The organism is Acinetobacter sp. YH01011, from assembly GCF_013420785.1.
GTDB classification, from domain to species: Bacteria; Pseudomonadota; Gammaproteobacteria; order Pseudomonadales; family Moraxellaceae; genus Acinetobacter; species Acinetobacter towneri.
The window spans coordinates 142,139-164,274 of the sequence record NZ_VOYG01000007.1 but is presented as its reverse complement, the minus strand read 5'-3'; the positions used below and the strand labels follow the sequence as shown (position 1 = coordinate 164,274).

Here is a 22,136-nt window from a genome sequence, read left to right as displayed (position 1 = left end):
CTCGGTTTTTTTAGATTCAACAGCTTTTATTTTTCAACGAAAGCACGTTCAATCACGTAATCGCCCAATTCACCCATACGTGGTGATTCTTTTAAACCATGTTGGTCAAGTAATGCTGCAACATCTTTTAAGAATGCAGGGCTACCACATAACATGGCACGGTCAGTTTCAGGGTTAAAACGTGGTAAACCAATTTTTTCAAAGATTTCACCCGATTCAATTGCCGTGGTCACACGTCCTTGGTTTGGATATTCTTCACGTGTAACGGTTGGGTAATATACCAGTTTTTCACGAATACCAAGTTCTTGGAAAAACTCGTGATTTGGTAATTCATTTAGAATTAAATCTTGATAAGCCAATTCAGAAATGAAACGTGTACCGTGAACCACAATCACTTTTTCAAAGCGTTCATAAGTTTCAGGGTCGCGGATGGTTGCCAAAAATGGAGCTAGACCTGTACCTGAAGAAAGTAAGTATAGGTTTTTACCAGGATTTAAATCATCCAGTACCAAAGTGCCTGTAGGTTTTTTAGAAACCAGCAATTCATCGCCCACTTTTACTTTTTGTAAAATAGACGTTAAAGGGCCATCAGGTACTTTAATTGAGAAGAATTCTAGCTCTTCTTCATAGTTAGCACTGGCAATCGAGTAAGCGCGCATTAAAGGCTTGCCATTTACTTCCAGACCAATCATCACAAATTGACCGTTTTTAAAACGTAGTGCGGTATCGCGAGTCGTTTTAAAACTGAATAAAGTGTCATTCCAGTGGTGTACGTGAGTAATCTTTTCGACGTTGAAAGCAGCCATTAAAGGTCTCAATAAATTATCAAATTAGAACAGCTTGCTATTCTAATCTAAAATCATTCTCTATAAACTGAATATATTTAATTGAGCTTATCAGAAAAAGTGATGAAGACTGATCTAAAAATGCCAATAATCGGATTTATGCACTCTCCCTACCGAGAAAAATTTGGTATTCCTCGTCAACCGAATCTGGTACAAGTCGAATCGTATATTGAAATGCAGGCGCCTTATAACGATGTGTTGGCATTTGAAGGGATCGAAGCGTTTAGTCACTTATGGTTAATCTGGCAATTTCACGACAATAAAAACCAAACCGATGCTCATCCAACCGTACAGAAACAGCAAAACCCCTGTTTTCGTGCACAAGTGCGTCCGCCACGTTTGGGTGGTAATCAAAAAATAGGTGTGTTTGCGACGCGCAGCATGTATCGACCTGCACCCATTGGTTTGTCTGTGGTGCAATTTAAACAGGTCAAAAAAGTGGGTAAGTCACTGCGAGTTTATGTGACAGGGGCAGATTTACTGCATGGCACGCCTATTTTGGATATTAAACCTTATATCCAATATTCAGATGCTGTGCCTGATGCACAAAGTGGTTATGCGCAAGATGAACCCATAAGAAAAACAGTGCTATGGATGGACACAGCAGAAGCGCAAAAAAATCAGTTACTCGGCTCAGGCGTATTGCAACCACAAATTGTGCAGGAATTGGAACAGGTCTTGTCTTTAGATCCACGACCTGCATATCAGGATGATGCTGAACGAATTTACACCATGAATTTTGCAGATTTTGATGTCAGTTTCCGTGTTGATCAGCACGCAGTGCATATCCTAAAAATTGTTTTAATCGCTGTCGATTAAACCAGCATATATAAAATAGCCACCAACGCCAGCATGTGCAGAATTTGGGCAGGGGCGAAATACAGTGCAAAGCGCAAACCACCAATGAGCGCGGCATTGACGCATTTGGCAATCGCATGTGCCACCACACCTAAAATTAAGGCATACAAAAGTACCTGCTGGCTCGGTGGACCTTGCATCACCACGGTTGCAATTGCGGCATGAACCTCAAATAACGAGGCGAGCAGGGTACCAATGATTAAACCTGCATCCCCAAGGGTTTGTTCCAAGCCGTATACCATCGCTTGAATTGCGGTTAAGGTCGCCACAATAATAGCGGCTTCTTTAAGGCTAAACATACGGGTGTCGGCTTCAGGTTTTGCTGTTGTCGTACTTTTATGTTTTTTGAGCAACCAGACACCCGCTACAACCAAAATCGCGATTCCGACCAAACTTGGAATAATTAATAACTTAAACCAAATCAGATTGACACCCGCCACAATAATCAACATTTGCGCTAAAGTCGCCACGCAAGACATCAGCGCTGCACCTGCATTGGCACGTGCGTCGCCACGACCTGCGCGTACTTCCATGCCTAAACTGGCAATGGTTGCGGTGCTTGATACAAAACCTGAAGCAATTGCAGATAATATGAGGGCGTTGCTGCTTGAGAGTAAACGCTTGGCGATATGCGCCAAAGCCTGCACACTTAGAATTAAAATCAATAATTTTAAAATCACATAAGGATTAAGCACATTGCCCCATAGTGCAGTATTAGGCGTCAGTGGCAAGGCAATTAACACCAAAGCCAGTAAAAACAAGCCATCACGTAGTTCAGCTTCGGTAATCCACTGACTGACAATGCCATGCATGGTGTGCTTGGTCATGAGTAAACCTGTCAAAATAACCGATAAACCTGCTGCCAATGGAATATTCCATAAACACAATGCACCAATAAAATAGGTCATCACGAAGGCAAGTTCGGTGGTAGCGCCGGGGTCATCTTCCGTTTGATTTTTGAGGGAATATAAGCCAATTCCCCCAACAATCAACGCACCCACAATGGCAATGCTCGTGCCCAATAAGAAGCAAATGGCACCTAATAATGCGCAAATTCCAAAGGTACGTACGCCTGCAAAACGGTGATGTTGTCCATTTTTTTTACTGCGTTCACGCTCTAATCCAATCAGTAAGCCACAGCCAAGTGCTGCTGCAAACATGGTGAGCAGTTCGGGAAAATTGGTTGTAACCAAAGATGGAGGAGTCAGAAAATCCACAGCAACATTCCAAATACAAGGTGTTATTTTAAACATCATATATTTGAATTGTGCTTATCGCCATTTATGAATCTATTTTCACTCTAAAATTATGGCTTAATCGAACCATACAAGATTACTGTATTAAAGAAGTCATTCAGCCCTGAAAGCAAACTCTGCTATAGTAAACCCAGATTTTGGGGCATATAACAATGAATTTTAATTTTGAAATAGACAGTACTTGGTGCTTAGAACAATTAGTCAAAGATCGTAAAATTACCGAACGTGATCAGGCTTTGGTACAAACCACGCATCGTCAACGTGATCAATTAAAATGGCATCCGTTACAATGGATTGCCAACTTTAATTTGGTCGATCAAAGTCATCCCCAAACCACTTTAACTTTAAACCGTTTATGCCAATGGCTGGCTGATAAATCAGGCTTGCCATTCTATATTATTGATCCGTTAAAAGCCGATGTTGCCGCTTTAACTGCTGTGATGTCGCAGGAATTTGCGCTGCGTAACCGTATTTTAGCGGTGGAAGTGACTGCAGATGCGGTATTAATTGCGACAGATCAACCTTATAAAAAAGAATGGGTTGCCAACTTAGAACATAGTTTATTGCCCAAAAAAATTCAGCGGGTTTTACTCAGCCCAGATCAATTACAGCGCTATTTGATTGAATATTACCAAGTGAGTCGTGCAGTACATTCATCACAAAAATCTTCTGCACATGACCGTGAAAATAAAGGGGTCGAGGCTTTATTGCAATTGGGCGATACCCAAAACCCAGATGCCAATGATCAACATATTGTGAAGTTGGTGGATTGGGTGCTGCAATTTGCCTTTGAACAAGGCGCAAGTGATATTCACCTCGAACCACGTAAAGACACAGGCAAAGTACGTTTTCGTATTGATGGCGTGTTGCACACCATCTATAACATGCCTGCCAATACGCTTACCGCAGTCATCTCACGGATTAAAATTTTAGGGCGTATGAATGTAGCCGAAAAACGTAAACCGCAAGATGGACGTTTAAAAACCCGAACTCCAAAAGGACAAGAAACTGAACTGCGTTTATCGACCTTACCAACGGCGTTTGGCGAAAAACTGGTGATGCGTATTTTTGACCCAGAAGTATTGGTACGCAGTTTTCAGCAATTGGGTTTTGATAGTCGTTTGTTGAATGAATGGCATGCCCTGACTGCACATAGTCACGGCATTATTTTGGTTACAGGCCCTACAGGTTCGGGTAAAACCACCACGCTGTATTCATCGCTAAAGCAATTGGCTACCGATGAAGTCAATGTCTGCACCATTGAAGACCCGATTGAAATGTTAGAACCGAGTTTTAACCAAATGCAGGTGAATACTGCAATTGATTTAGGTTTTGCCGATGGTGTGCGTGCCTTAATGCGTCAAGACCCTGACATTATTATGGTCGGAGAAATTCGAGATCAGGATACCGCAAATATGGCGATTCAAGCGGCACTGACGGGGCATTTAGTTTTATCGACACTGCATACCAATGATGCGCCTTCAAGTTTGACTCGTTTGCATGATTTGGGCGTGCAGCCATTTTTGACTGCTGCCACAATTTTAGGCGTTTTGGCACAGCGTTTGGTGCGTAAGCTATGTCCGCATTGTAAGCAGGAAGGCTCAATAAATGAAAAAGACTGGGAACATTTGACCTTTGACTACATTATGGAAATGCCTGCACAAGTGTTTAAACCTGTCGGATGCGATGAATGTCGTCAAACGGGCTATAAAGGTCGGGTCGGAATTTATGAGTTTATGCCTTTAAGTTTAGACACCAAACAGCTCATCAGTGCCAATGCCAATTTAAATGAATTACGTCAGCAAGCTAAAAAAGAGGGCATTGAACCGTTGCGTATTGCAGGCGCACGCAAAGTTTTAGAAGGCATGACCACTTTAGAGGAAGTGTTGCGAGTCGTACCATTAAATTAGCAGATTCAAACTTTTTACGATGAATTTTAAAAAATGGAAATCTTAAGATTCAGCTCATCTTGCTTTGTTTTAATCACCATAACGAAATGAGCAACACAAAAAGGTGAAGCAATGAAATTTACAATGAAAGCAATGTTGATGGCAGGTTTAATGGCAATGGCTTCAATCACCATGGCAAACGACAGCATTAACACCCAAGCACTACATCAAAATGTAACTGTAAAACAAGCTTTAAGCCTGAAAGATGACAGCAAAGTGCAGTTAAAAGGTTATGTGGTGAAATCTATTGGTGATGAAAAATATCAGTTCCGTGATAACACAGGCACTATTACGGTCGATATTGATGATGACTTATGGAATGGCAAAGCCGTTTCTGCCAAAACGCCTGTTACCTTAATTGGTGAAGTGGATATTGATCACAAGCCTGCAAAACGTATTGAAATAGATGTCGATCAGGTTCATTTCTAACATTCAATGCGTGCGCATGATTTACTTCAAGCAGCATTCATCACTGAAAAACCACATACCTCACAGGAGGGATGTGGTTTTATAATTCTTAGATTCTTAATTGAAGTACATCAAAAATAACAGAGGATGGCATGCGACTACTCTTGGCTGAAGATGATGTATCACAAGCAGAAAGTATTAAAACCTGGCTGGAAATGGATGGTTATAATGTCGATTGGGTCGAGCGTGGCGATCACGCCATTTTAGCCATTCAGCAGCATCATTATGATTGTGTGTTGTTAGACCGTGGGTTGCCTAAAAATAGCGGTGATGAAATTCTGCACGCTTTACGACAGCAGCAACAGGACACACCTGTTATTTTTATTACTGCGCGCGATAGTATTCAAGATCGGGTACAGGGACTTGATTTAGGTGCCAATGATTATTTGGTCAAACCGTTTAGCCTTGAAGAACTATCGGCGCGGGTACGCAGTCAGTTACGCAGTGCGCAAAGTCATCCGACACAGCAGCTTGAATTTGCCAACTTGGTTTTAGATACGCAAAGCAAACAAGTGAAAGTGGATGATCAACAGGTCAATTTAACGGCCAAGGAATTCCAGATTTTACATAAACTGATGCAAAACCCGCAGCATGTGGTGACTCGTGAACAGCTCGAAGAGTCTTTATATGCATGGGGCGATGAAATTGAAAGTAATGCGATTGAAGTATTTATTTATCAATTACGCAAAAAAATTGGCAGTAGCCGCATTAAAACCATCCGAGGTTTAGGCTATCGTATGCAGCAAGATAACTAATTCAGTTTGATCTCCGCATGTCTAAACAGGTCATTTCTTTACAGTCCAAACTGGTTAAAAGCTCCGTTTTAAGTTCAGTCTTGGCGGGTGGACTCGCCCTGATTTTATTATTGGCGGTTGCCAGTTATCAGACCATGCGCGTGCATGATGACATTATGGATGAAATAGCCGATAGGTTGCTGCGAGCAGACTTGCGTGACCATGCAGGCAATCAGGTCGATGAGTTGAGTGAGCAATTTCATATTGCCTATCAATTGGGATTAGATGATCTGATTTTGACTACCTCTGAAGATGAACATGACATTTCTCAGCTTCACTTGTCTCAGCTTGCCGTGGTATCTGAGCATGGTTTTTCATTTCACTGGCAAGATGGACAAATTTGGCGCAGCTATGTGGCAGAGGAAGATGGCTTGCATGTGATTGTCGCGCAGCCGCTTAAATATCGCTTCAAGGAAATTGCTGCAACCAGTTTAGGTTATGCCGCTATTTTATTGCTGTTGTGGTTGCTGCAATGGGCCATTGTGCATTTTATGATTGGTCGTCAATTTAAGCGGATTCAGCAACTCTCCCAACAAATTGCAGAAAAAAATCAACATGATTTGACGCCAATTATCCCCACACAACCTGAATTGAAAGAACTGCAACCCATGCTGCAGCAATTGAATAAATTGTTGGGGCGAGTAGAGCAGTCTTTAATTGCAGAACAGCGATTTACAGCAGATGCTTCGCATGAATTACGCTCTCCTTTATCTGCCATTCAATTGCGTTTGCAGGTGCTAAAACGTAAATACCAACAACAACCTGAGTTGGCACAAGATTTAGAGCAAATTCAGCGTGATGTCAGTCGTGGTACACAAGTATTGGAAAATTTGCTGTTATTGGCACGTTTAGACCCGACAGATGCGGCATCGTTAAATAAAAGTGCGGTATCTATAGCAGACTTGGTGCAGGAAGTTTTACAAAGTCTGACGCCGTTTATTCAGGAAAAAGCCATTCAGATTCAGTCAGATATTCAACCGATACAAGTGCAAGGCAATCCTGAATTGCTATTTAGCTGCCTGCGCAACTTGATTGACAACGCAGTGCGTTATGCAGCACCTCAAGGACGTATTTGGATTGAAGCGAAACCGCATGAATTGATGCAGGAAATTTGCATCGCCGACAATGGTCATGCAGTGACTGATGACGTTTTGGCACGTTTGGGCGAACGCTTTTACCGTGCTTTAGGCAGTAAAGCTCAAGGTTCTGGTTTAGGACTGTCGATTTGTAAGAAAATTATAGAGTTGCATGCAGGAAAAATTGAATTTTCACGTGCTGAACAAGGTGGTTTAAAAGTGCGTATTTTGTTGCCTAAAGCCCAGTTGTAAATATGATTGGTTTTAGGAAGCAAGTTAAAATTAGACAAGTCAGAACTTAAAAGCAGTATGCGCTGATTCATACTGCTGTTTCCACGTTTATTATTGTGTTGATTATTTTAATTATTTTGTGAGAATAAGACGATTGTTACGGGTTAAGCGTAAACGATATTCTTCGCCTGCATGCAAAATACGAATTTCGCGTCCTAGCGCAAACAAGTTATTTGAATGTAACATAGGTAGGGCATGCTGAGTGTCTGAATGACGTGAAAATAAATTAAATGGGGCGTTCATTTTGAGTTACTCCGTGGTGTGTAAGAATTGTTTTAAATGATAATCATTATCATATAAGCCTGTCAACGGATTATTTTTGATTTTATAAAAGTCTACAATTTGCAGTTAAACGTACATTGCAGAAAAGGAAACGGGTTCATGTCCAAGCCAAATATTCATGTGGCAATTGCGCTGTTATTTCATCAAAACAAAGTGTTAGTGGGTTGGCGCGAAGCCAAACAACATCAGGGCAATAAACACGAGTTTCCTGGTGGAAAAGTGGAAGCAGGCGAAACTCCTGTAGATGCCTGCCGCCGTGAGGTGTTTGAAGAAGTTGGTATTGGCATACAGCATTGGCATGCCTTTGATATTATTTGCCATGAATATGATGATGTGATTGTCAATCTGCATATTTTTCAGGCTGCTGTACCTGCGGCTTTATTAAAAGATATTCAAGTGCCTTGGACATGGTTTAGCCGTCCGCAACTTTTAGAGCTGAATTTTCCGCAAGCCAATCGTGCAATTGTGCAACGACTGGCGTGGCAACAGGCTATTAAAGTCAGTGAAGATTTAAAACATTTAGCAAATTTGCCTAAGCAAAAACTGCTGTATTGGCGGGTTGAGCCCAATGCTGCCTGCAAGGTTGAATTGTCAGAATATTGCATTGAGCAACTGGGGCAAGTGATTATCAATTTGGAATTGTGGAAGCAATTAAATACGATTCAGCAACACGCGATTGCAGCAATTCATTTGAAACAATCGCAACTAATGCAATTCCAAAAGGGCGATTTAAAAGTCGGGCAGCGTTATATTGCAGCATGTCATGACATTGTTTCGGCACAACATGCACAGCAAATTGGCTGTGAAGCAATTTTGCTCAGCCCTGTTTTAGCAACTACTACGCATCATGATGCCACACCTTTAGGATGGGAAAAATTCCAGCAGATCGCTGAATTTGTCGATATTCCTGTTTTTGCTTTGGGTGGCTTAACTCAAGATGATTTAACTACCGCAGAGCAGCATCATGCCTATGGCATTGCAGGTGTACGTTTTATTTGATTTTTTCTAGTTTGCGCAAATAAAAAAATCGCTGATGTAATCACACTCAGCGATTTTTAGTTTATTAAATTATCGTCCTTACAAATCTTTCAAAGCTTGTTGGGCTTGCGCAAGGCTTTTGGCATTATTTTGTTGCTGTGCTGCTTTTTGAATGACTAGCCATAATTGACGTTTCATAGCATCGCTTTGTGCATAGCTTAAACCACGACGTGCCAAGGCTTCTGCATTAGCGGGTTGCTTCTTTTGGTTGGCAATTAAAGCCAAATATAAATAGGTTTCAGCCGCTTGCGGGGCAAGTCGCTGCGCTTGCAAAGCTGCTGTTTCGGCCTGATTGAATTGACCTTGTTTATAAGCGGTCTGGGTTTGCTGCATCAACTTTTGAAAAGCAGGCAAACTACGACCATCCTCTAATTTTTGTTGCACGGTTTGTTGTGGCACCACCACTTGCAACGATTGACGCTTAATTTCTTCACGTTCATAAGGACGAATCACCACACCTTCTGGTGTCGTCACAGTTTTAGGTTTTTCAGGCACAGGCTGAGGAGCAGGCGGTTCAGGTAAACTCTGGCAAGCTACAATCGTTGCCATCGCACCCATAGCGAATGTGGTGAAAAAAACTTGTCTTAAACGTGATAATTTCATAAGCGTAACTGACCGATATCCTCAAGTTTAATTGATATAACTGCCACTTGAGATGACACGACCATCGGTATTGTCATCTGTTACGGGTTCAGTTTCACGGATATAATTTTCGATACTGTCACTGGTTTCAGGAGCTGTTTGCTGAGTTTCAGTATCGGGTTGGTAAACGGGTTCAACTTGATAGTGTGAAAAACCACATGCGGTTGCCTGACGCGGTACATTATTACGATTCACTGGAATATACATCGCACCTTCACAGCCTTGTGCAGATAAATGCCCAGAACTGCGGTCAATCCAATGCCATTGAATTTGTTCGGTCTGACGTAAGTTGACAGGTTTTTGACGCAATTGCTGCATCACATTACTCCAGACAGGCAAAGCACCAGACGAGCCTGTTAAGCCTGTGACTTTGTTATCATCCAAACCAAGCCATACAACGGCTAAATAATTGCCTGAATAGCCCGCAAACCATGAATCACGAGTATCATTGGTTGTACCTGATTTGCCTGCCAATTTTAAATCTGTCGATAAGCTATTGTAAGCTGAACGACCTGTACCAGAACTCATCACTTGCTGTAAGCCATAATTCAAAATATAGGCGGCAGAAGGATCAATGGTTTGTTGTACGGTTAAACCATAACGATCCAGTAAACGTCCATTGGCATCGACTACGGTGCGAATCGCTTTGGTCGGATATTTAAAACCACCAGTGGCAAAGTTGCCATAAATATCCATCACCTGCATAGGCGATAAATCTACTGCACCCAAGAAAATAGATGGATATTGCGGAACCGCATCACTTGGTACACCAAATTTAATGAGGTGATTACGGAAGGTAGATAATCCAAACTCCTGTCCCAAACGAACTGCAGATAGGTTATAAGACTGAGATAGGGCTTGTGACATAGACACAATCCCATGATCGCTGCCGCTATAATTACGTGGTGTCCAAGATTTACCATCAATTGGGATGCTGATTTGGCTGTCTTCTACAGGACTTGCCCAGTTATATCGACCAGACTCAATCGCACTTAAATAAATAATTGGTTTGAGCAGTGAGCCAACTTGACGTTTGGCATCCAAGGCACGGTTAAAACCCGTAAAATCTTGCGTAGAACCTACCGCTGCCACTAACTCGCCATTTTCAGGATGAGAAATTAGCACCGCGCCTTGTAATTCTTTTAAACGCTTTGGATTGGCTTTGCTTAAACGCTCAACCGATGCTTTAAAAGCATTTTGTACGTTGGTTTGTGCAATCGGATCAAGCGTCGTGAAGATACGCAAACCCTGATTGGTCAAATCTCCTTCTTGATATTCAGTACGTAATTGACGGCGGACAATATCTAAAAAGTCAGGGAAACGGGCAGGGCCAATGGTCGGTTTTGTAATGACATTTAAGGGACGCGCAGTTTCTTTTTCATATTGTTCTTGGTTTAAATAACCCATCACCAACATATTGTTTAGTACAATGTCACGACGTTTTTTGGCAGCTTCAGGGTTGCGCCAAGGATTATATAATGATGGACCTTGTACCAAACCGACCAAAAAGGCTTGTTGTGAAATGTTTAGCTCACGCAACGGCATACCAAAATAAAACTGTGAAGCTAGACCATAACCATTAATAGAATAGTTACCGTTTTGACCTAAATTCACCTCATTTAAATAGGCTTCTAAGATTTCATCTTTGCTGTAATGTAGTTCAATCAGCATGGCCATGAGTGCTTCATTGGCCTTACGTTTTAAGGTGCGTTCTGGGCTTAAATAAAAGTTTTTCACCAATTGCTGCGTAAGGGTAGAACCACCCTGACGTTTGCCACCAGTGACGTTGCTGACAATAGCACGTGCAGTACCACGAATTGAAACGCCGTGATGTTGATAGAAATTACGATCTTCAGTGGCAATAAGGGCTTCAATCAGCGGTTTAGGTACTTTATTCAGTTTAATCAGCACACGATCTTCATTGTGCTGTGGATAAATTCCGCCAATCAACATCGGTTCTAAACGTGCAATACCTGTATTAGATGGTTTGGTGGCGCTCACTTCACTAATTTGATTGTTGGCAAAACTGACTTTTAAAACCTGTTCAGGTTCGACACTGTCTCCAAAGTCAAAACCACGGGTATGCACAAATAAAGTATTACCATCGCTGACATAACTGCCTGATTTAGCATAATTATCTGTATTTTTATAGCCAAGCAGTTTCAGTTCTTGAGTAAAGTCGGTCTGGCTGACAGGTGCATTGCTATACACTTCTAACGGGCGTGCAAAAACCTTGGCTGGAATATCCCAACGCTGTCCTTCAAATTTGTCTCTGACAATATTATCCAGACGAATCAAGTAGATACTAAATGCAATAAATCCACCAATAACGATGATGCAAAATAGTAATGCAATTATGCCTATGCCACGCTCAGACTTCATAAATCGCGATAAGATCCTGATAAATTTTGCTAATCATGCGAAGCTTTTACTGAATTTGCAATAATTAATCTGTGACTGAAGGGAAAATATCGTCATAAAATTGAGCAGAAATGTAGTTTTAAAGTTTTTTTAAATCAACTAGGTTAGTGCTATGATAGGCGTCGAATCGTAGCGGAGCGATATCGCAGGTGCAAATTTCACATAAGAACTTTCGGAACATTGGACTGATTGGCCGTCCAGACAAATATTCTGTCGTAGAAACATTATGTCTGATTCACGACCATATTTTAGGATTGGGTTTGCATCCCGTTTTTGATTCTGACACTGCTCAACTTGTACCTTATAACAACACCCAAACAGTCAGCCGTGCTTTATTAGGCGAAGTGGTCGATTTGGTGATTGTGGTGGGGGGGGATGGTTCATTGCTGCACGCAGCGCGCGCTTTGGTTAAATACAATACCCCTGTAATTGGTGTGAACCGTGGGCGTTTAGGCTTTTTAACCGATATTAAACCGACAGAAGTAATCTTTAAACTCGATCAGGTTTTGCAAGGACATTTTCAGTCAGACCGTCGTTTTTTATTGGAAATGGAAGTGCGCTCTAAAGGTGAAATCATTTATGAAGCGATTGCCTTAAATGATGTGGTGCTACATTCGGGTAAGTCGGTTCACATGATTGACTTTGAACTGAATATTGATGGGCAATATGTCTATCGTCAGCACAGTGATGGTTTAATCGTTTCGACCCCAACAGGTTCAACGGCTTATGCTTTGTCGGGTGGTGGCCCAATTGTACATCCGAGCATGGATGCAATTGCATTGGTGCCTATGCATCCTCATACCTTATCTTCACGCCCAATTGTGGTGGGTGGACACAGCGAAATTAAAATCAATATTCGTGAAAACCGTGTGTTGCCGATGGTCAGTGCCGATGGTCAACATAGTGTTTCATTAAATGTTGGAGATAGTTTGCATATCCGCAAACATCCTTATAAATTAAATTTATTACATCCACCAGGTTATGACTTCTATATGGCTTGTCGAACCAAGTTAGGGTGGAATCAAGATTTTGAATCAATGCAACAGCAGGATGAATGATGAATATTGAACAAATGCTTGCCGTACTCGATCCTGAAATTGTTGGACGTTTAAAAACGGCAATTGAAATTGGCAAGTGGCCTAATGGTGTTGCGCTGACCCAAGAGCAACGTCAAATTTGTATGCAAGCAGTGTATGCGTGGGAAATGAAAAACCTGCCTGAAACTGAGCGTAGTGGCTATATTGACCGTGGCACTAAAGAAGAAGGCGAGCAATGTGATGACGATCATCACAAGCATGAAGAATTTAAACCGATTCGTTTTGTTTAAATGATGTAAGAAAGCTTTCAGAAAAATTGAAAGATAAAAAAGACACCTGAGATGGGTGTCTTTTTTGTATTTTCAATGACGTTTTAGTTGTGACGATTTTGCCAAAGCTGCTGTGCATTTTGCATTGCTGCCGCATAATCATCACAAACACCCATGGTATATAAAGCAATACCCATGGTTTCAGTAATGGCGACTTCACCATACTCATGAGTTTGCTGACCTAGCCAGACGGCTTTAAATACTGCCAAATCCAATTCTTCTTCTACAGGGCTACGGTTATCGGTCAGTTTAGGCAGTTCGTGTTCATATAAAGCGCCATTTTTGATGCCACAAATTAATGTCTTGGCATCAGGGTTGCGCTCAAATTCACCGCCTTCGCCTTTAATTACTGCACTGTTTTGATAACCCAACTGAAATGCGGCTTGTTGATGCGAGCTGCGATAAGCGGGGTGGAAGATCGCCTGCATGGTGGCTTTGGCATTAAAAGGATTGATTAAACGGGCAAGGGTATGAATAGGAGAACGTAAACCCATCACATTGCGTAAATTAATCAACTCACTCAAAATCGGTGAAATAACATCTAAAGGTAAATAAGCAAAATTACGCTGCGCTAATTGTTGCTCAACGTCTAGGTCATTTTGGCAAATTGGATAATCTAAATATTGCAGTGCTTGTTCGGTATATAAACGGTTGATGGTATGCCCAGAAGCACCATGCATCACCACTTTATAGCCATGTTTTGCTAAAGTCAGCGCTGCCAATAAAAACCACGGATAATGTCTGCGTTTACCTGCATAAGATGACCAGTCTAAATCGACCTGAAGCGGTTTAAATTGCAGTTGATCACGGGTAGCTTGTACAAAACCTGCCAACTCCTCTACAGATTCTTCCTTCACACGCAGCAACATTAAAAAAGCACCCAATTGCACATCCAACACTTCATTGCGCAAAATCATAGAAAAAGCTTGATAGGCCTCGTCATAGGTCAGTGAACGTGCGCCTGTTTTGCCTTTGCCAATAATTCGAATAAATTGTGCGAATGGATGTTCTGCATCTTTATAAATATTTCTTTTATTGGGGTTTGTATTTGGCATAAGCGAGTTCACACACATCTTTAGTTAGTATACTAGTGTATAAACTTCGGCAACAGTTTGCAGCACTATTCACAGCTTCAGCTTGTACGAGCTGCCACAAGTTTCATTGCATATCTGAAATGACGACTAAAGTTTGACTGTAAAGTAAGACAATCTGTAGGGATAACACATGACAGCCTGTATAAAAATGCATAGCATGGATACTATTGAAAACAACAATTGAAAAATAAAGGATTGGATATGCTGGCTTATGATGCTGATTTAGAATTATTTAGAGATAACTTTCGACGTTTTATGCAGGAGCATATTGCACCGCATTATGCTGCGTGGGAACGTGAGGGCATCATGCCGCGCAGCGTGTGGAATCTGTTAGGTGAAAATGGCTTTTTATGTATTGATGTGCCTGAAGAATATGGCGGCTATGGTGTTCCAACGCATTATTCCCTAATGTTGGTCGAAGAGTCGGCACGTGCAGGTTATAGCGCACTCTCTACAGGTATTTCCTGTCACTCTGAAATCGCTGCGCCGTACATTTTGCATATTGGTACAGAAGAACAAAAACAATACTGGCTGCCTAAAATGGTGTCGGGTGAAGTGGTTGGTGCAATTGGCATGACCGAGCCAGGTGCGGGTTCAGACTTACAAGCCATGCGTACCAACGCCATTTTGCAAGATGATCATTATGTACTGAATGGTTCTAAAACCTTTATTTCTAACGGTCAGCATGCAGACTTAGTGGTTTTGGCAGTAAAAACAGATCCGCAAGCACGTGCCAAAGGCGTGTCGCTCATGTTGGTCGATACTCATTTAGAAGGCTTTAAAAAAGGCACCAATTTGGAAAAAATTGGTTTGCATTCACAAGACACGTCAGAGCTATTCTTTGACAATGTCAAAGTGCCGAAAAATCAATTGTTAGGACAGGCAGGGCATGGTTTTGCCTATTTAATGCAAGAATTGCCACGTGAACGTACTGCGATTGCAGCTACTGCATTGGGTGCTATTCGTGGTTCAATTGATGTGACCACACAATATGTGCAAGAGCGTCAGGCGTTTGGACAAGCCATTGGTCAGTTCCAGAATACCCGTTTTGTATTGGCACAGGCTAAGATTGATGAATTGGCAACCGCTGCTTTTTATAATCAAAACGTCGAATTGTATATGCAGGGCAAACTGGACGTCGAAACTGCAGCCGCTTTAAAAAGCTTTGCGACAGATATGCAAATGAAAATTGCCGATCAATTGCTGCAACTGTTTGGCGGTTATGGCTATATGACGGAATACCCGATTTCTCGTTTCTTTGTCGATGCGCGAATCCAGCGAATTTACGGTGGAACCAATGAAATTATGAAAGAAATTGTCGCGCGTGGTTTATTGGGGCGTTAAAACAATGCCTAAAAGTCCAATTGAATAAAGATCAAGGATCATCTCCAGAGTCAGCCCAGTGCTGGCTCTTTTTTTATGAATTTGATCAGACTTAAAAGCAATGAGCTGATTGATAATTACACTTAAAAATAAAATTACACCGCTTAGAATTAGAGATGCAAAAAAGAAAAGCATAGTTGCCCAGTTTTAAGCGGTACGTTGTGCAAAGTTGCGGCTTAAATGTATAGATTGGTGATGCTTTGATCAACTGTATGTTTTTAAATCTGAAACACTGAAAGTTGTATTGCGCAACATTTGAAAGCTAACTATTGTTATACTATTTGCAAAATGTTTATGAAGGGCGACATAACAATGATCCAAGACGATCAGAACACAACGACTTCTCTTGATCTCGCTAAAATCCGTGAAGATATTGACTCTGTAGATCAACAGATTCAGCAGCTGATTAACCGTCGAGCACGACTTGCTGAAGCGGTGGCGAAAGCAAAATTTGCAGCAGAAGAGAGCCCGTTGTTTTACCGTCCTGAACGTGAAGCGCAAGTTTTACGTAATGTTATGGAACGCAACGAAGGGCCGTTGTCTGATGTGACCATGGCACGTTTATTCCGTGAAATTATGTCGGCATGTTTGGCACTTGAAGCGCCACAAAGTATTGCGTTTTTAGGGCCAATTGGTACTTATACGCATTCCGCAGTACTTAAACATTTTGGTCAAGACGCGATTGTGCGTCCTTTGCCTACTATTGATGAAGTCTTCCGTGAAGTGGAAGCAGGTAGTGCGCACTATGGTTTAGTGCCTGTCGAAAACTCATCTGAAGGTGTGGTGAACCATACTTTAGATTGCTTTAAATCATCGCCATTAAATGTGATTGGTGAAGTAGAATTGCGTATTCATCACCAATTCCTTGTGTCAGAAAACACTCGTAAAGACAGCATTAAACAAATTTATGCGCATCAGCAAACTTTGGCACAATGCCGTAAATGGTTAGATGTGCATTATCCGGGTGTAGAACGTGTGGCACTCAGCTCCAATGCAGAAGCAGCGCGCCGTATTCGTAATGAATGGCATTCTGCTGCAATTGCTTCTGAAATTGCGGCCAATATTTACGAACTCGAAATTTTACATAGCAATATTGAAGATAACCCAGAAAATACCACACGTTTCTTGGTGATTGGTCGTGAGAAAGTTCCACCAAGTGGCAATGATAAAACTTCATTGTTGGTGTCTGCACATGACCGCGCAGGGGCATTGCTTGAGATTCTTGCACCATTTGCGAAGCACAATATTAGCTTGACCAGTATTGAAACACGTCCTGCCTTGCCTGAAAAATGGGCCTATGTATTCTTCATTGACCTAGAAGGGCATGTCGAGCAAGACAATGTACGTGCAGCGATTGAAGAAATCCGTCCATTGGTGAAAGAAATTCGTGTCTTGGGTTCTTATCCTGCTGCCGTGTTATAACCGTATTTAATTTAGTGGTGTGCATGTTTGTCATGCGCGCCACATTCACCACCTAGTCAACTGGAAGTGTAAAATGTCGTTTGTCCCAGCCAATGAAGGCATCTCGAAGTTAAAGCCTTATCAACCAGGTAAACCAATCAGTGAACTTGAGCGTGAGTTGGGGATTACAGATATCGTCAAACTTGCTTCAAATGAAAACCCATTGGGCTGTTCAGACAAAGTCAAAGAAGCCGTTGCAGCAGAAATTGCTGAAATTGGTCGCTATCCAGATGGTGGTGGTTTTATTTTAAAAGACCAAATTCAAAAACAATTTGGCTTTGCGCATGACCGTATTACTTTGGGCAATGGTTCAAACGATTTGCTAGAAATGTTTGCTCGCGCATTCGTTTCAGATCAAGATTCAGTGTTGTACAGCCAACATGCCTTTGCAGTATATGCTTTGGTAACGCAAGCGATTAATGCTCAAGCGATTGAAGTGCCTGCCAAAGGTTTTTCACATGACTTGGATGCTATGGCGGCAGCAATTCAAGACAACACCAAGTTAATCTTTATTGCCAACCCAAATAACCCAACAGGCACATGGTTTGAAGAGGCTGAATTTGAAGCCTTTATGCAAAAAGTTCCTGCACGGGTGATTGTGGTATTAGATGAAGCCTATGTGGAATATTTTCCAGAGAACTTCAATAGCCTTAAATTCCTTGAGCAATATCCAAACTTAATCGTGAGCCGTACTTTATCTAAGTGCTATGGTTTGGCGGCGCTGCGCGTTGGTTTTGCTTTAGCTTCTGCAGAAGTGACCGATTATTTAAACCGTATTCGTCAACCATTTAACGTCAATCACTTGGCAATGGTGGCTGCGGTTGCGGCATTAAAAGACGAAGATTTTATCGAAAAATCACGTATTGCCAACAAAGCAGGCATGGCGCAATTGGAAGCAGGCTTTAAAGCATTGGGTCTGAATTATGTGCCTTCACGTGCTAACTTTATTTTGGTAGATGTAGAAGCCGATCCGGGTCAAACTTTTAATGCCTTATTGAAAGAAGGTGTAATTGTACGTCCTGTGGGTATTACGACCCATTTACGTGTTTCAATTGGCACAGAAGCAGAAAATGCCAAGTTCTTGCGTGCATTAGCCAAAGTATTGGGCAAGGAAGCGAAGGCATAAAACATGGCGCAACCATTGTTTGAAAAAGTTGCATTTATCGGACTCGGGCTAATAGGCTCGAGTTTGGCACGTGTAATGCTGGCAGAAAACTTAAGTCGGCATATTGTGGCATCGACCCGTTCTGAAAAAACGCTGCAAGATGCTTTGGAATTAGGATTAATTGAACAAGGCTTTAACAATCCTGTAGATGCGGTACAAGGCGCAGATTTAGTGGTGTTGGCGCTACCTGTGCAAGCCACAGAAAAAGTCTTGCGATTAATTCAGCCACATTTGGCAGATAATGTAATTCTGACCGATGTAGGCAGCACCAAAGGCAGTGTCGTGGCTGCAGCCAAAGCGGTTTTTGGAGAACATTTACCTGCAGGTTTTGTACCCGGGCATCCAATTGCTGGGGCAGAGCATACAGGCGTGCATGCAGGCAAGGTTGATTTATTTGCCAATCACAAAGTCATTTTGACACCATTGCCAAGCAGTGCGCCGTGGGCAGTCAATAAACTGATTCAAATGTGGGAAAGCGCCAAAGCCGAAGTAATTTGCATGGATGTGGAAAAACATGATGAGGTATTGGCGTATACCAGTCATCTTCCACATTTAATGGCCTTTAATTTGGTCGAACAATTGGCAAATCGGGAAGATAATTTAGACATTTTCCGCTATGCTGCAGGTGGCTTTCGTGACTTCTCACGTATTGCTGCCAGCGATCCACAAATGTGGCATGACATTTTCTTGGCCAATAAAACTGCATTGTTAAAAGCGGTGGATGGCTTTGAAAGTCAACTCGCGATTATTCGCCAACTGATTGAACAAGAAGACTCGCATGCTTTAATGGGCTTGCTTGGACATGCACAAGCGGCACGACAGCATTTTAATCATATGCTCGCCAAGAAACCTTTTATGGAGAACAATAACGTGACACAACAATTTACGATTTTGCCAGGTGCTAAGACTTTCCAAGGTAAATTTACCGTACCGGGTGACAAATCTGTGTCACATCGTTCAATTATGTTTGGTGCAATTGCCGAAGGCACTACGCATGTGACAGGTTTCCTTGAAGGTGAAGATGCATTGGCGACTTTGCAAGCATTTCGTGATATGGGTGTGAGCATTGAAGGCCCTAAAAATGGTGAGGTCACCATTTATGGCGTAGGTATGCAAGGTTTAAAAGCACCTGCAGGCCCAATTTATATGGGTAACTCAGGCACATCTATGCGTTTGTTGGCAGGCATGTTATCTGCACAGCAGTTTGATTCTGTTATGACAGGTGATGCGTCACTGACCAAGCGTCCAATGGAACGTATTGCTAAACCATTGCGTGAAATGGGTGCACAAATTCAAACGACGGGTGAACGTGGCACACCGCCAGTATCGATTACAGGTGCGCAAGCGCTGAAAGGTATTCACTATGATTTGCCAATGGCATCTGCACAGGTGAAATCTGGTATTTTATTGGCAGGGCTTTGGGCAGAAGGTGAAACTTCAGTGACTGAGCCTGAACCAACGCGTGACCATACCGAACGTATGTTACGAGCATTTGGTTATGAAGTGAAAACTGAAGGTAACCGTATTTCATTGCAAGGCGGCGGTAAATTGGTGGGTACAGATATTCAAGTACCTTCTGATATTTCATCTGCGGCATTCTTCATGGTGGGTGCAGCCATTACAGAAAATTCAGATGTAACCTTAGAAGCGGTGGGCATTAACCCAACCCGTACAGGTGTGATTGAAATTCTGAAACAAATGGGTGCAGACCTGAGCGTGGAAAATGAACGTATTGCAGGCGGTGAACCAATTGCAGATATTCGTATTCGTGGTTCACGTACTTTAAAAGGGATTCATGTTCCTGAAGATCAAGTGCCATTGGCAATTGATGAATTTCCTGCATTGTTCATTGCTGCAGCTTGTGCTGAAGGTCAAACTGTACTGACAGGTGCTGCAGAATTGCGCGTAAAAGAATCAGACCGTATTCAAGTGATGGCAGATGGTTTAAAAACCATGGGCATTGACTGCACACCAACTGACGATGGCATCATCATTCAGGGTAAAGGCAAAGCAGGCGACTGGTCAGCGATATTTACAGGCGGCGAGATTGAATCACATCATGACCATCGTATCGCCATGAGTTTCTCTATGGCAGGCTTGCGTACTTCTGGTGAAATTAAAATTGTAGGTACAGAAACAGTAGCAACAAGTTTCCCTACCTTTACTGAGCTTGCAGGTGTGGCAGGTCTGAATATTCAAGTGACAGAATAAGCCAAAACGATAGGGGCTGCGATGAAGAGTCGCAAAGCCTAGACTTTATGCTGAAACAGCCAAGCTTTTGCTTGGCTGTTTGCGTTTTATTGCTTATGCTAAACCCATACAAGAAAAAAGCCTTTGGGTTCGAGCATGCGCAAATTAAAATTTATGGCGAATTGTGAAAATAAACAAGAGTTACAAGATTGCACTCTGGCACAGAATTATGTGGCGAATTTACTTTCACAAAACTTATCTCATTATGGCTTTCAAACGTTGCCGCAGAGTGGTGCACAAGTCGCTGTAAGTGTAGATCAACATGCGCTGCCTTTGGCAGTAAACTGTCAAAGCCGTGGTGAAGATGGGCATCTTGTTTGTGAAATTACTTCATACCCAAATGAGGAACAAGACTGGCTAGAACGAATTACCGAGCAAAGTTTATTAAATCAATTGGCGCAAGCGGTAGAAAATACTCTGAAAGAAGACCAATCTTTTAGTGAGTTTGAATGGAAAGGTTAAACCAAGCTGCAAAGACGTTGGATGTTTAAAATTTATACTTGATTTTTAAATTAAAAATAGGGTCTGTTGACATTTCATAAAGGCAGCCACAGATAAATACAAGCTAAGGCAACTGCGCTTCGAAAGTTTCGCTTTAGTTTATCAAACCGTGTAGCAATTCCTCGGAATTGCTTCAAACGGCAAAAAGCATTCTCAACTAAGTGTCTGATTTTATATAAATACCAGTCCATATGATCATTACTTGATTTCGTGTTTGATTTCTTCGGTATATTCGCTTTAGCACTTTAATTTTTAATCTGCTCTCTTAATATTTCAGAATCATAGCCTTTATCCATACAGACTATTTCAGTGTCAGTTAAATCTAATTGTTCGACTAAAATAGGGGCAACTTTGACATCATGGGTGGTTCCATCTGAAATAATAAATTCGATCGGGTTACCGTGAGAGTCAACAGCTAAGTGAATTTTAGAATTATTACCCCCAACACTTTTTGAAATATCCTGATTAGGGATTTCTGCTGAATGTTGGTGTGCTCTAACATGAGTAGCATCAATAAATATCCATTCACGATCAGCGTTCTCTGAGAATATTTTAAATATTTTCATTATCTTATCTTTATTAGACCAGCGATTGTACTTTTTAAAAATTGAGTTTGGATTACCAAAAACCTCGGGTAAATCTCTTGAAGGGCGTCCTGTTCTAATACGATATAGGATTGCCTCAAAAAAATTTCTCAAATTTGATTTGAGATAAATATTAAAATTGCGAGAATAGCTTTTAACTTAGACCAGTGTTGATCATTCAACATTGTACGAGGTATAGCGAGTAGTGAATTTGGTTTGGCGATTGAATTTTACTATCTCGCTATTTTTTTATACAGCAAATGTCAACAGATCCTATTCATTTTTTAATTGAAATGTCATCTAAATGACACATCGCAACCGTATATTAAGCAGCAAGAACAATACAACAAAATAATTTTTATTTAACCCGCTTAATTTGGGAGAGTTAAGTGGGTTTTTTATTGCCTAGAGA

The 22,136-nt window shown here is 41.7% G+C and carries 19 protein-coding genes and 1 pseudogene; 13 read left to right on the top strand and 7 right to left on the bottom strand.

The genetic code is table 11. The annotated features are described in order from the left end of the window. Positions 1-26: 26 nt before the first annotated feature. Positions 27-806 (bottom strand): ferredoxin--NADP reductase, encoded by a 780-nt coding sequence (locus tag FTT78_RS06715; protein ID WP_004972950.1) that lies wholly within the window; start codon positions 804-806, stop codon positions 27-29. A gap of 102 nt (positions 807-908) precedes the next feature. Between FTT78_RS06715 and tsaA the strand changes: the two genes are divergently transcribed. Next, positions 909-1,664, top strand: coding sequence for a tRNA (N6-threonylcarbamoyladenosine(37)-N6)-methyltransferase TrmO (tsaA, locus tag FTT78_RS06710; RefSeq protein WP_035310989.1), 756 nt, complete (start codon positions 909-911; stop codon positions 1,662-1,664). Here the strand turns inward: tsaA and FTT78_RS06705 are convergent. After that, positions 1,661-2,863: a DUF4010 domain-containing protein gene (locus FTT78_RS06705; protein WP_179990682.1), complete on the bottom strand. Its 1,203-nt coding sequence runs from the start codon at positions 2,861-2,863 to the stop codon at positions 1,661-1,663. The two genes, tsaA and FTT78_RS06705, sit on opposite strands and share 4 nt — an antisense overlap. 248 nt (positions 2,864-3,111) lie before the next feature. On the opposite strand from FTT78_RS06705, the gene FTT78_RS06700 reads away from it, so the two are divergent. From FTT78_RS06700 to FTT78_RS06685, 4 genes are all read left to right on the top strand, one after another. Continuing rightward, a complete protein-coding gene (locus FTT78_RS06700) occupies positions 3,112-4,869 on the top strand; it encodes a GspE/PulE family protein (protein WP_179990673.1) in 1,758 nt (585 codons plus the stop codon). A 111-nt stretch (positions 4,870-4,980) separates the two neighbouring features. Beyond that, entirely contained in the window at positions 4,981-5,337 is a 357-nt protein-coding gene (locus tag FTT78_RS06695; protein ID WP_154320586.1) for a NirD/YgiW/YdeI family stress tolerance protein, read from the top strand. Positions 5,338-5,468: 131 nt separating this feature from the next. Next, positions 5,469-6,131, top strand: a complete 663-nt coding sequence (locus FTT78_RS06690; protein ID WP_004972960.1) for a response regulator transcription factor — start codon at positions 5,469-5,471, stop codon at positions 6,129-6,131. 17 nt (positions 6,132-6,148) lie between these two features. Next, positions 6,149-7,498, top strand: a complete 1,350-nt coding sequence (locus tag FTT78_RS06685) for a HAMP domain-containing sensor histidine kinase (protein WP_180043797.1) — start codon at positions 6,149-6,151, stop codon at positions 7,496-7,498. A gap of 111 nt (positions 7,499-7,609) precedes the next feature. Here the strand turns inward: FTT78_RS06685 and hemP are convergent, their stop codons facing one another. Continuing rightward, entirely contained in the window at positions 7,610-7,780 is a 171-nt protein-coding gene (gene hemP, locus FTT78_RS06680) for a hemin uptake protein HemP (protein ID WP_004972965.1), read from the bottom strand. A 138-nt stretch (positions 7,781-7,918) separates the two neighbouring features. Between hemP and FTT78_RS06675 the strand changes: the two genes are divergently transcribed. Then, on the top strand, positions 7,919-8,818 hold the full coding sequence (locus tag FTT78_RS06675; RefSeq protein WP_180043799.1) for an NUDIX domain-containing protein: 900 nt from the start codon (positions 7,919-7,921) through the stop codon (positions 8,816-8,818). 78 nt (positions 8,819-8,896) lie between these two features. Here FTT78_RS06675 and FTT78_RS06670 read toward each other — a convergent pair whose 3' ends face one another. After that, the gene (locus tag FTT78_RS06670) at positions 8,897-9,415 is read right to left on the bottom strand and encodes a hypothetical protein (RefSeq protein WP_096901888.1); all 519 of its coding nucleotides are present in this window, start codon (positions 9,413-9,415) and stop codon (positions 8,897-8,899) included. Between the two features lie 72 nt (positions 9,416-9,487). Next, positions 9,488-11,881 carry a penicillin-binding protein 1B gene (gene mrcB, locus FTT78_RS06665; protein WP_096901853.1) on the bottom strand — a complete coding sequence of 798 codons (2,394 nt, stop codon included), beginning with the start codon at positions 11,879-11,881 and terminating at the stop codon, positions 9,488-9,490. A gap of 179 nt (positions 11,882-12,060) precedes the next feature. Between mrcB and FTT78_RS06660 the strand changes: the two genes are divergently transcribed. Further along, on the top strand, positions 12,061-12,978 hold the full coding sequence (locus tag FTT78_RS06660; RefSeq protein ID WP_207973958.1) for an NAD(+) kinase: 918 nt from the start codon (positions 12,061-12,063) through the stop codon (positions 12,976-12,978). After that, positions 12,978-13,247 (top strand): YeaC family protein, encoded by a 270-nt coding sequence (locus FTT78_RS06655; protein WP_004972971.1) that lies wholly within the window; start codon positions 12,978-12,980, stop codon positions 13,245-13,247. Before FTT78_RS06660 ends, FTT78_RS06655 begins: the two co-directional genes overlap by 1 nt. A gap of 83 nt (positions 13,248-13,330) precedes the next feature. On the opposite strand, the gene FTT78_RS06650 is transcribed toward FTT78_RS06655, so the two are convergent. Then, entirely contained in the window at positions 13,331-14,341 is a 1,011-nt protein-coding gene (locus FTT78_RS06650; RefSeq protein ID WP_096901857.1) for a glycosyl transferase family protein, read from the bottom strand. 240 nt (positions 14,342-14,581) lie between these two features. Here FTT78_RS06650 and FTT78_RS06645 point away from each other — a divergent pair, with 240 nt between their 5' ends. The 5 genes from FTT78_RS06645 to FTT78_RS06625 all read left to right on the top strand — a co-directional run bounded on the left by FTT78_RS06645 (position 14,582) and on the right by FTT78_RS06625 (position 21,101). After that, complete coding sequence (locus FTT78_RS06645) at positions 14,582-15,724, top strand: acyl-CoA dehydrogenase family protein (RefSeq protein ID WP_096901859.1); 1,143 nt, start codon at positions 14,582-14,584, stop codon at positions 15,722-15,724. A gap of 351 nt (positions 15,725-16,075) precedes the next feature. Further along, positions 16,076-17,185 (top strand): prephenate dehydratase, encoded by a 1,110-nt coding sequence (gene pheA, locus FTT78_RS06640; protein WP_004972976.1) that lies wholly within the window; start codon positions 16,076-16,078, stop codon positions 17,183-17,185. Positions 17,186-17,258: 73 nt separating this feature from the next. Then, on the top strand, positions 17,259-18,350 hold the full coding sequence (hisC, locus tag FTT78_RS06635; RefSeq protein ID WP_004972978.1) for a histidinol-phosphate transaminase: 1,092 nt from the start codon (positions 17,259-17,261) through the stop codon (positions 18,348-18,350). Positions 18,351-18,353: 3 nt separating this feature from the next. Next, positions 18,354-20,600: a bifunctional prephenate dehydrogenase/3-phosphoshikimate 1-carboxyvinyltransferase gene (locus FTT78_RS06630; RefSeq protein WP_154320591.1), complete on the top strand. Its 2,247-nt coding sequence runs from the start codon at positions 18,354-18,356 to the stop codon at positions 20,598-20,600. Positions 20,601-20,735: 135 nt separating this feature from the next. Further along, positions 20,736-21,101: a hypothetical protein gene (locus FTT78_RS06625; protein ID WP_004972981.1), complete on the top strand. Its 366-nt coding sequence runs from the start codon at positions 20,736-20,738 to the stop codon at positions 21,099-21,101. A gap of 74 nt (positions 21,102-21,175) precedes the next feature. Here FTT78_RS06625 and FTT78_RS06620 read toward each other — a convergent pair. After that, positions 21,176-21,921, bottom strand: a pseudogene (locus FTT78_RS06620) (IS5 family transposase). Positions 21,922-22,136: the final 215 nt, after the last annotated feature.

Coding starts and splice junctions, on each gene's coding strand:
- FTT78_RS06715 (WP_004972950.1), bottom strand. CDS start 806: ATGGCTGCTTTCAACGTCGAAAAGATTACTCACGTACACCACTGGAAT.
- tsaA (WP_035310989.1), top strand. CDS start 909: ATGAAGACTGATCTAAAAATGCCAATAATCGGATTTATGCACTCTCCC.
- FTT78_RS06705 (WP_179990682.1), bottom strand. CDS start 2,863: ATGTTTGCAGCAGCACTTGGCTGTGGCTTACTGATTGGATTAGAGCGT.
- FTT78_RS06700 (WP_179990673.1), top strand. CDS start 3,112: ATGAATTTTAATTTTGAAATAGACAGTACTTGGTGCTTAGAACAATTA.
- FTT78_RS06695 (WP_154320586.1), top strand. CDS start 4,981: ATGAAATTTACAATGAAAGCAATGTTGATGGCAGGTTTAATGGCAATG.
- FTT78_RS06690 (WP_004972960.1), top strand. CDS start 5,469: ATGCGACTACTCTTGGCTGAAGATGATGTATCACAAGCAGAAAGTATT.
- FTT78_RS06685 (WP_180043797.1), top strand. CDS start 6,149: ATGTCTAAACAGGTCATTTCTTTACAGTCCAAACTGGTTAAAAGCTCC.
- hemP (WP_004972965.1), bottom strand. CDS start 7,780: ATGAACGCCCCATTTAATTTATTTTCACGTCATTCAGACACTCAGCAT.
- FTT78_RS06675 (WP_180043799.1), top strand. CDS start 7,919: ATGTCCAAGCCAAATATTCATGTGGCAATTGCGCTGTTATTTCATCAA.
- FTT78_RS06670 (WP_096901888.1), bottom strand. CDS start 9,415: ATGGGTGCGATGGCAACGATTGTAGCTTGCCAGAGTTTACCTGAACCG.
- mrcB (WP_096901853.1), bottom strand. CDS start 11,881: ATGAAGTCTGAGCGTGGCATAGGCATAATTGCATTACTATTTTGCATC.
- FTT78_RS06655 (WP_004972971.1), top strand. CDS start 12,978: ATGAATATTGAACAAATGCTTGCCGTACTCGATCCTGAAATTGTTGGA.
- FTT78_RS06650 (WP_096901857.1), bottom strand. CDS start 14,341: ATGCCAAATACAAACCCCAATAAAAGAAATATTTATAAAGATGCAGAA.
- FTT78_RS06645 (WP_096901859.1), top strand. CDS start 14,582: ATGCTGGCTTATGATGCTGATTTAGAATTATTTAGAGATAACTTTCGA.
- pheA (WP_004972976.1), top strand. CDS start 16,076: ATGATCCAAGACGATCAGAACACAACGACTTCTCTTGATCTCGCTAAA.
- hisC (WP_004972978.1), top strand. CDS start 17,259: ATGTCGTTTGTCCCAGCCAATGAAGGCATCTCGAAGTTAAAGCCTTAT.
- FTT78_RS06630 (WP_154320591.1), top strand. CDS start 18,354: ATGGCGCAACCATTGTTTGAAAAAGTTGCATTTATCGGACTCGGGCTA.
- FTT78_RS06625 (WP_004972981.1), top strand. CDS start 20,736: ATGCGCAAATTAAAATTTATGGCGAATTGTGAAAATAAACAAGAGTTA.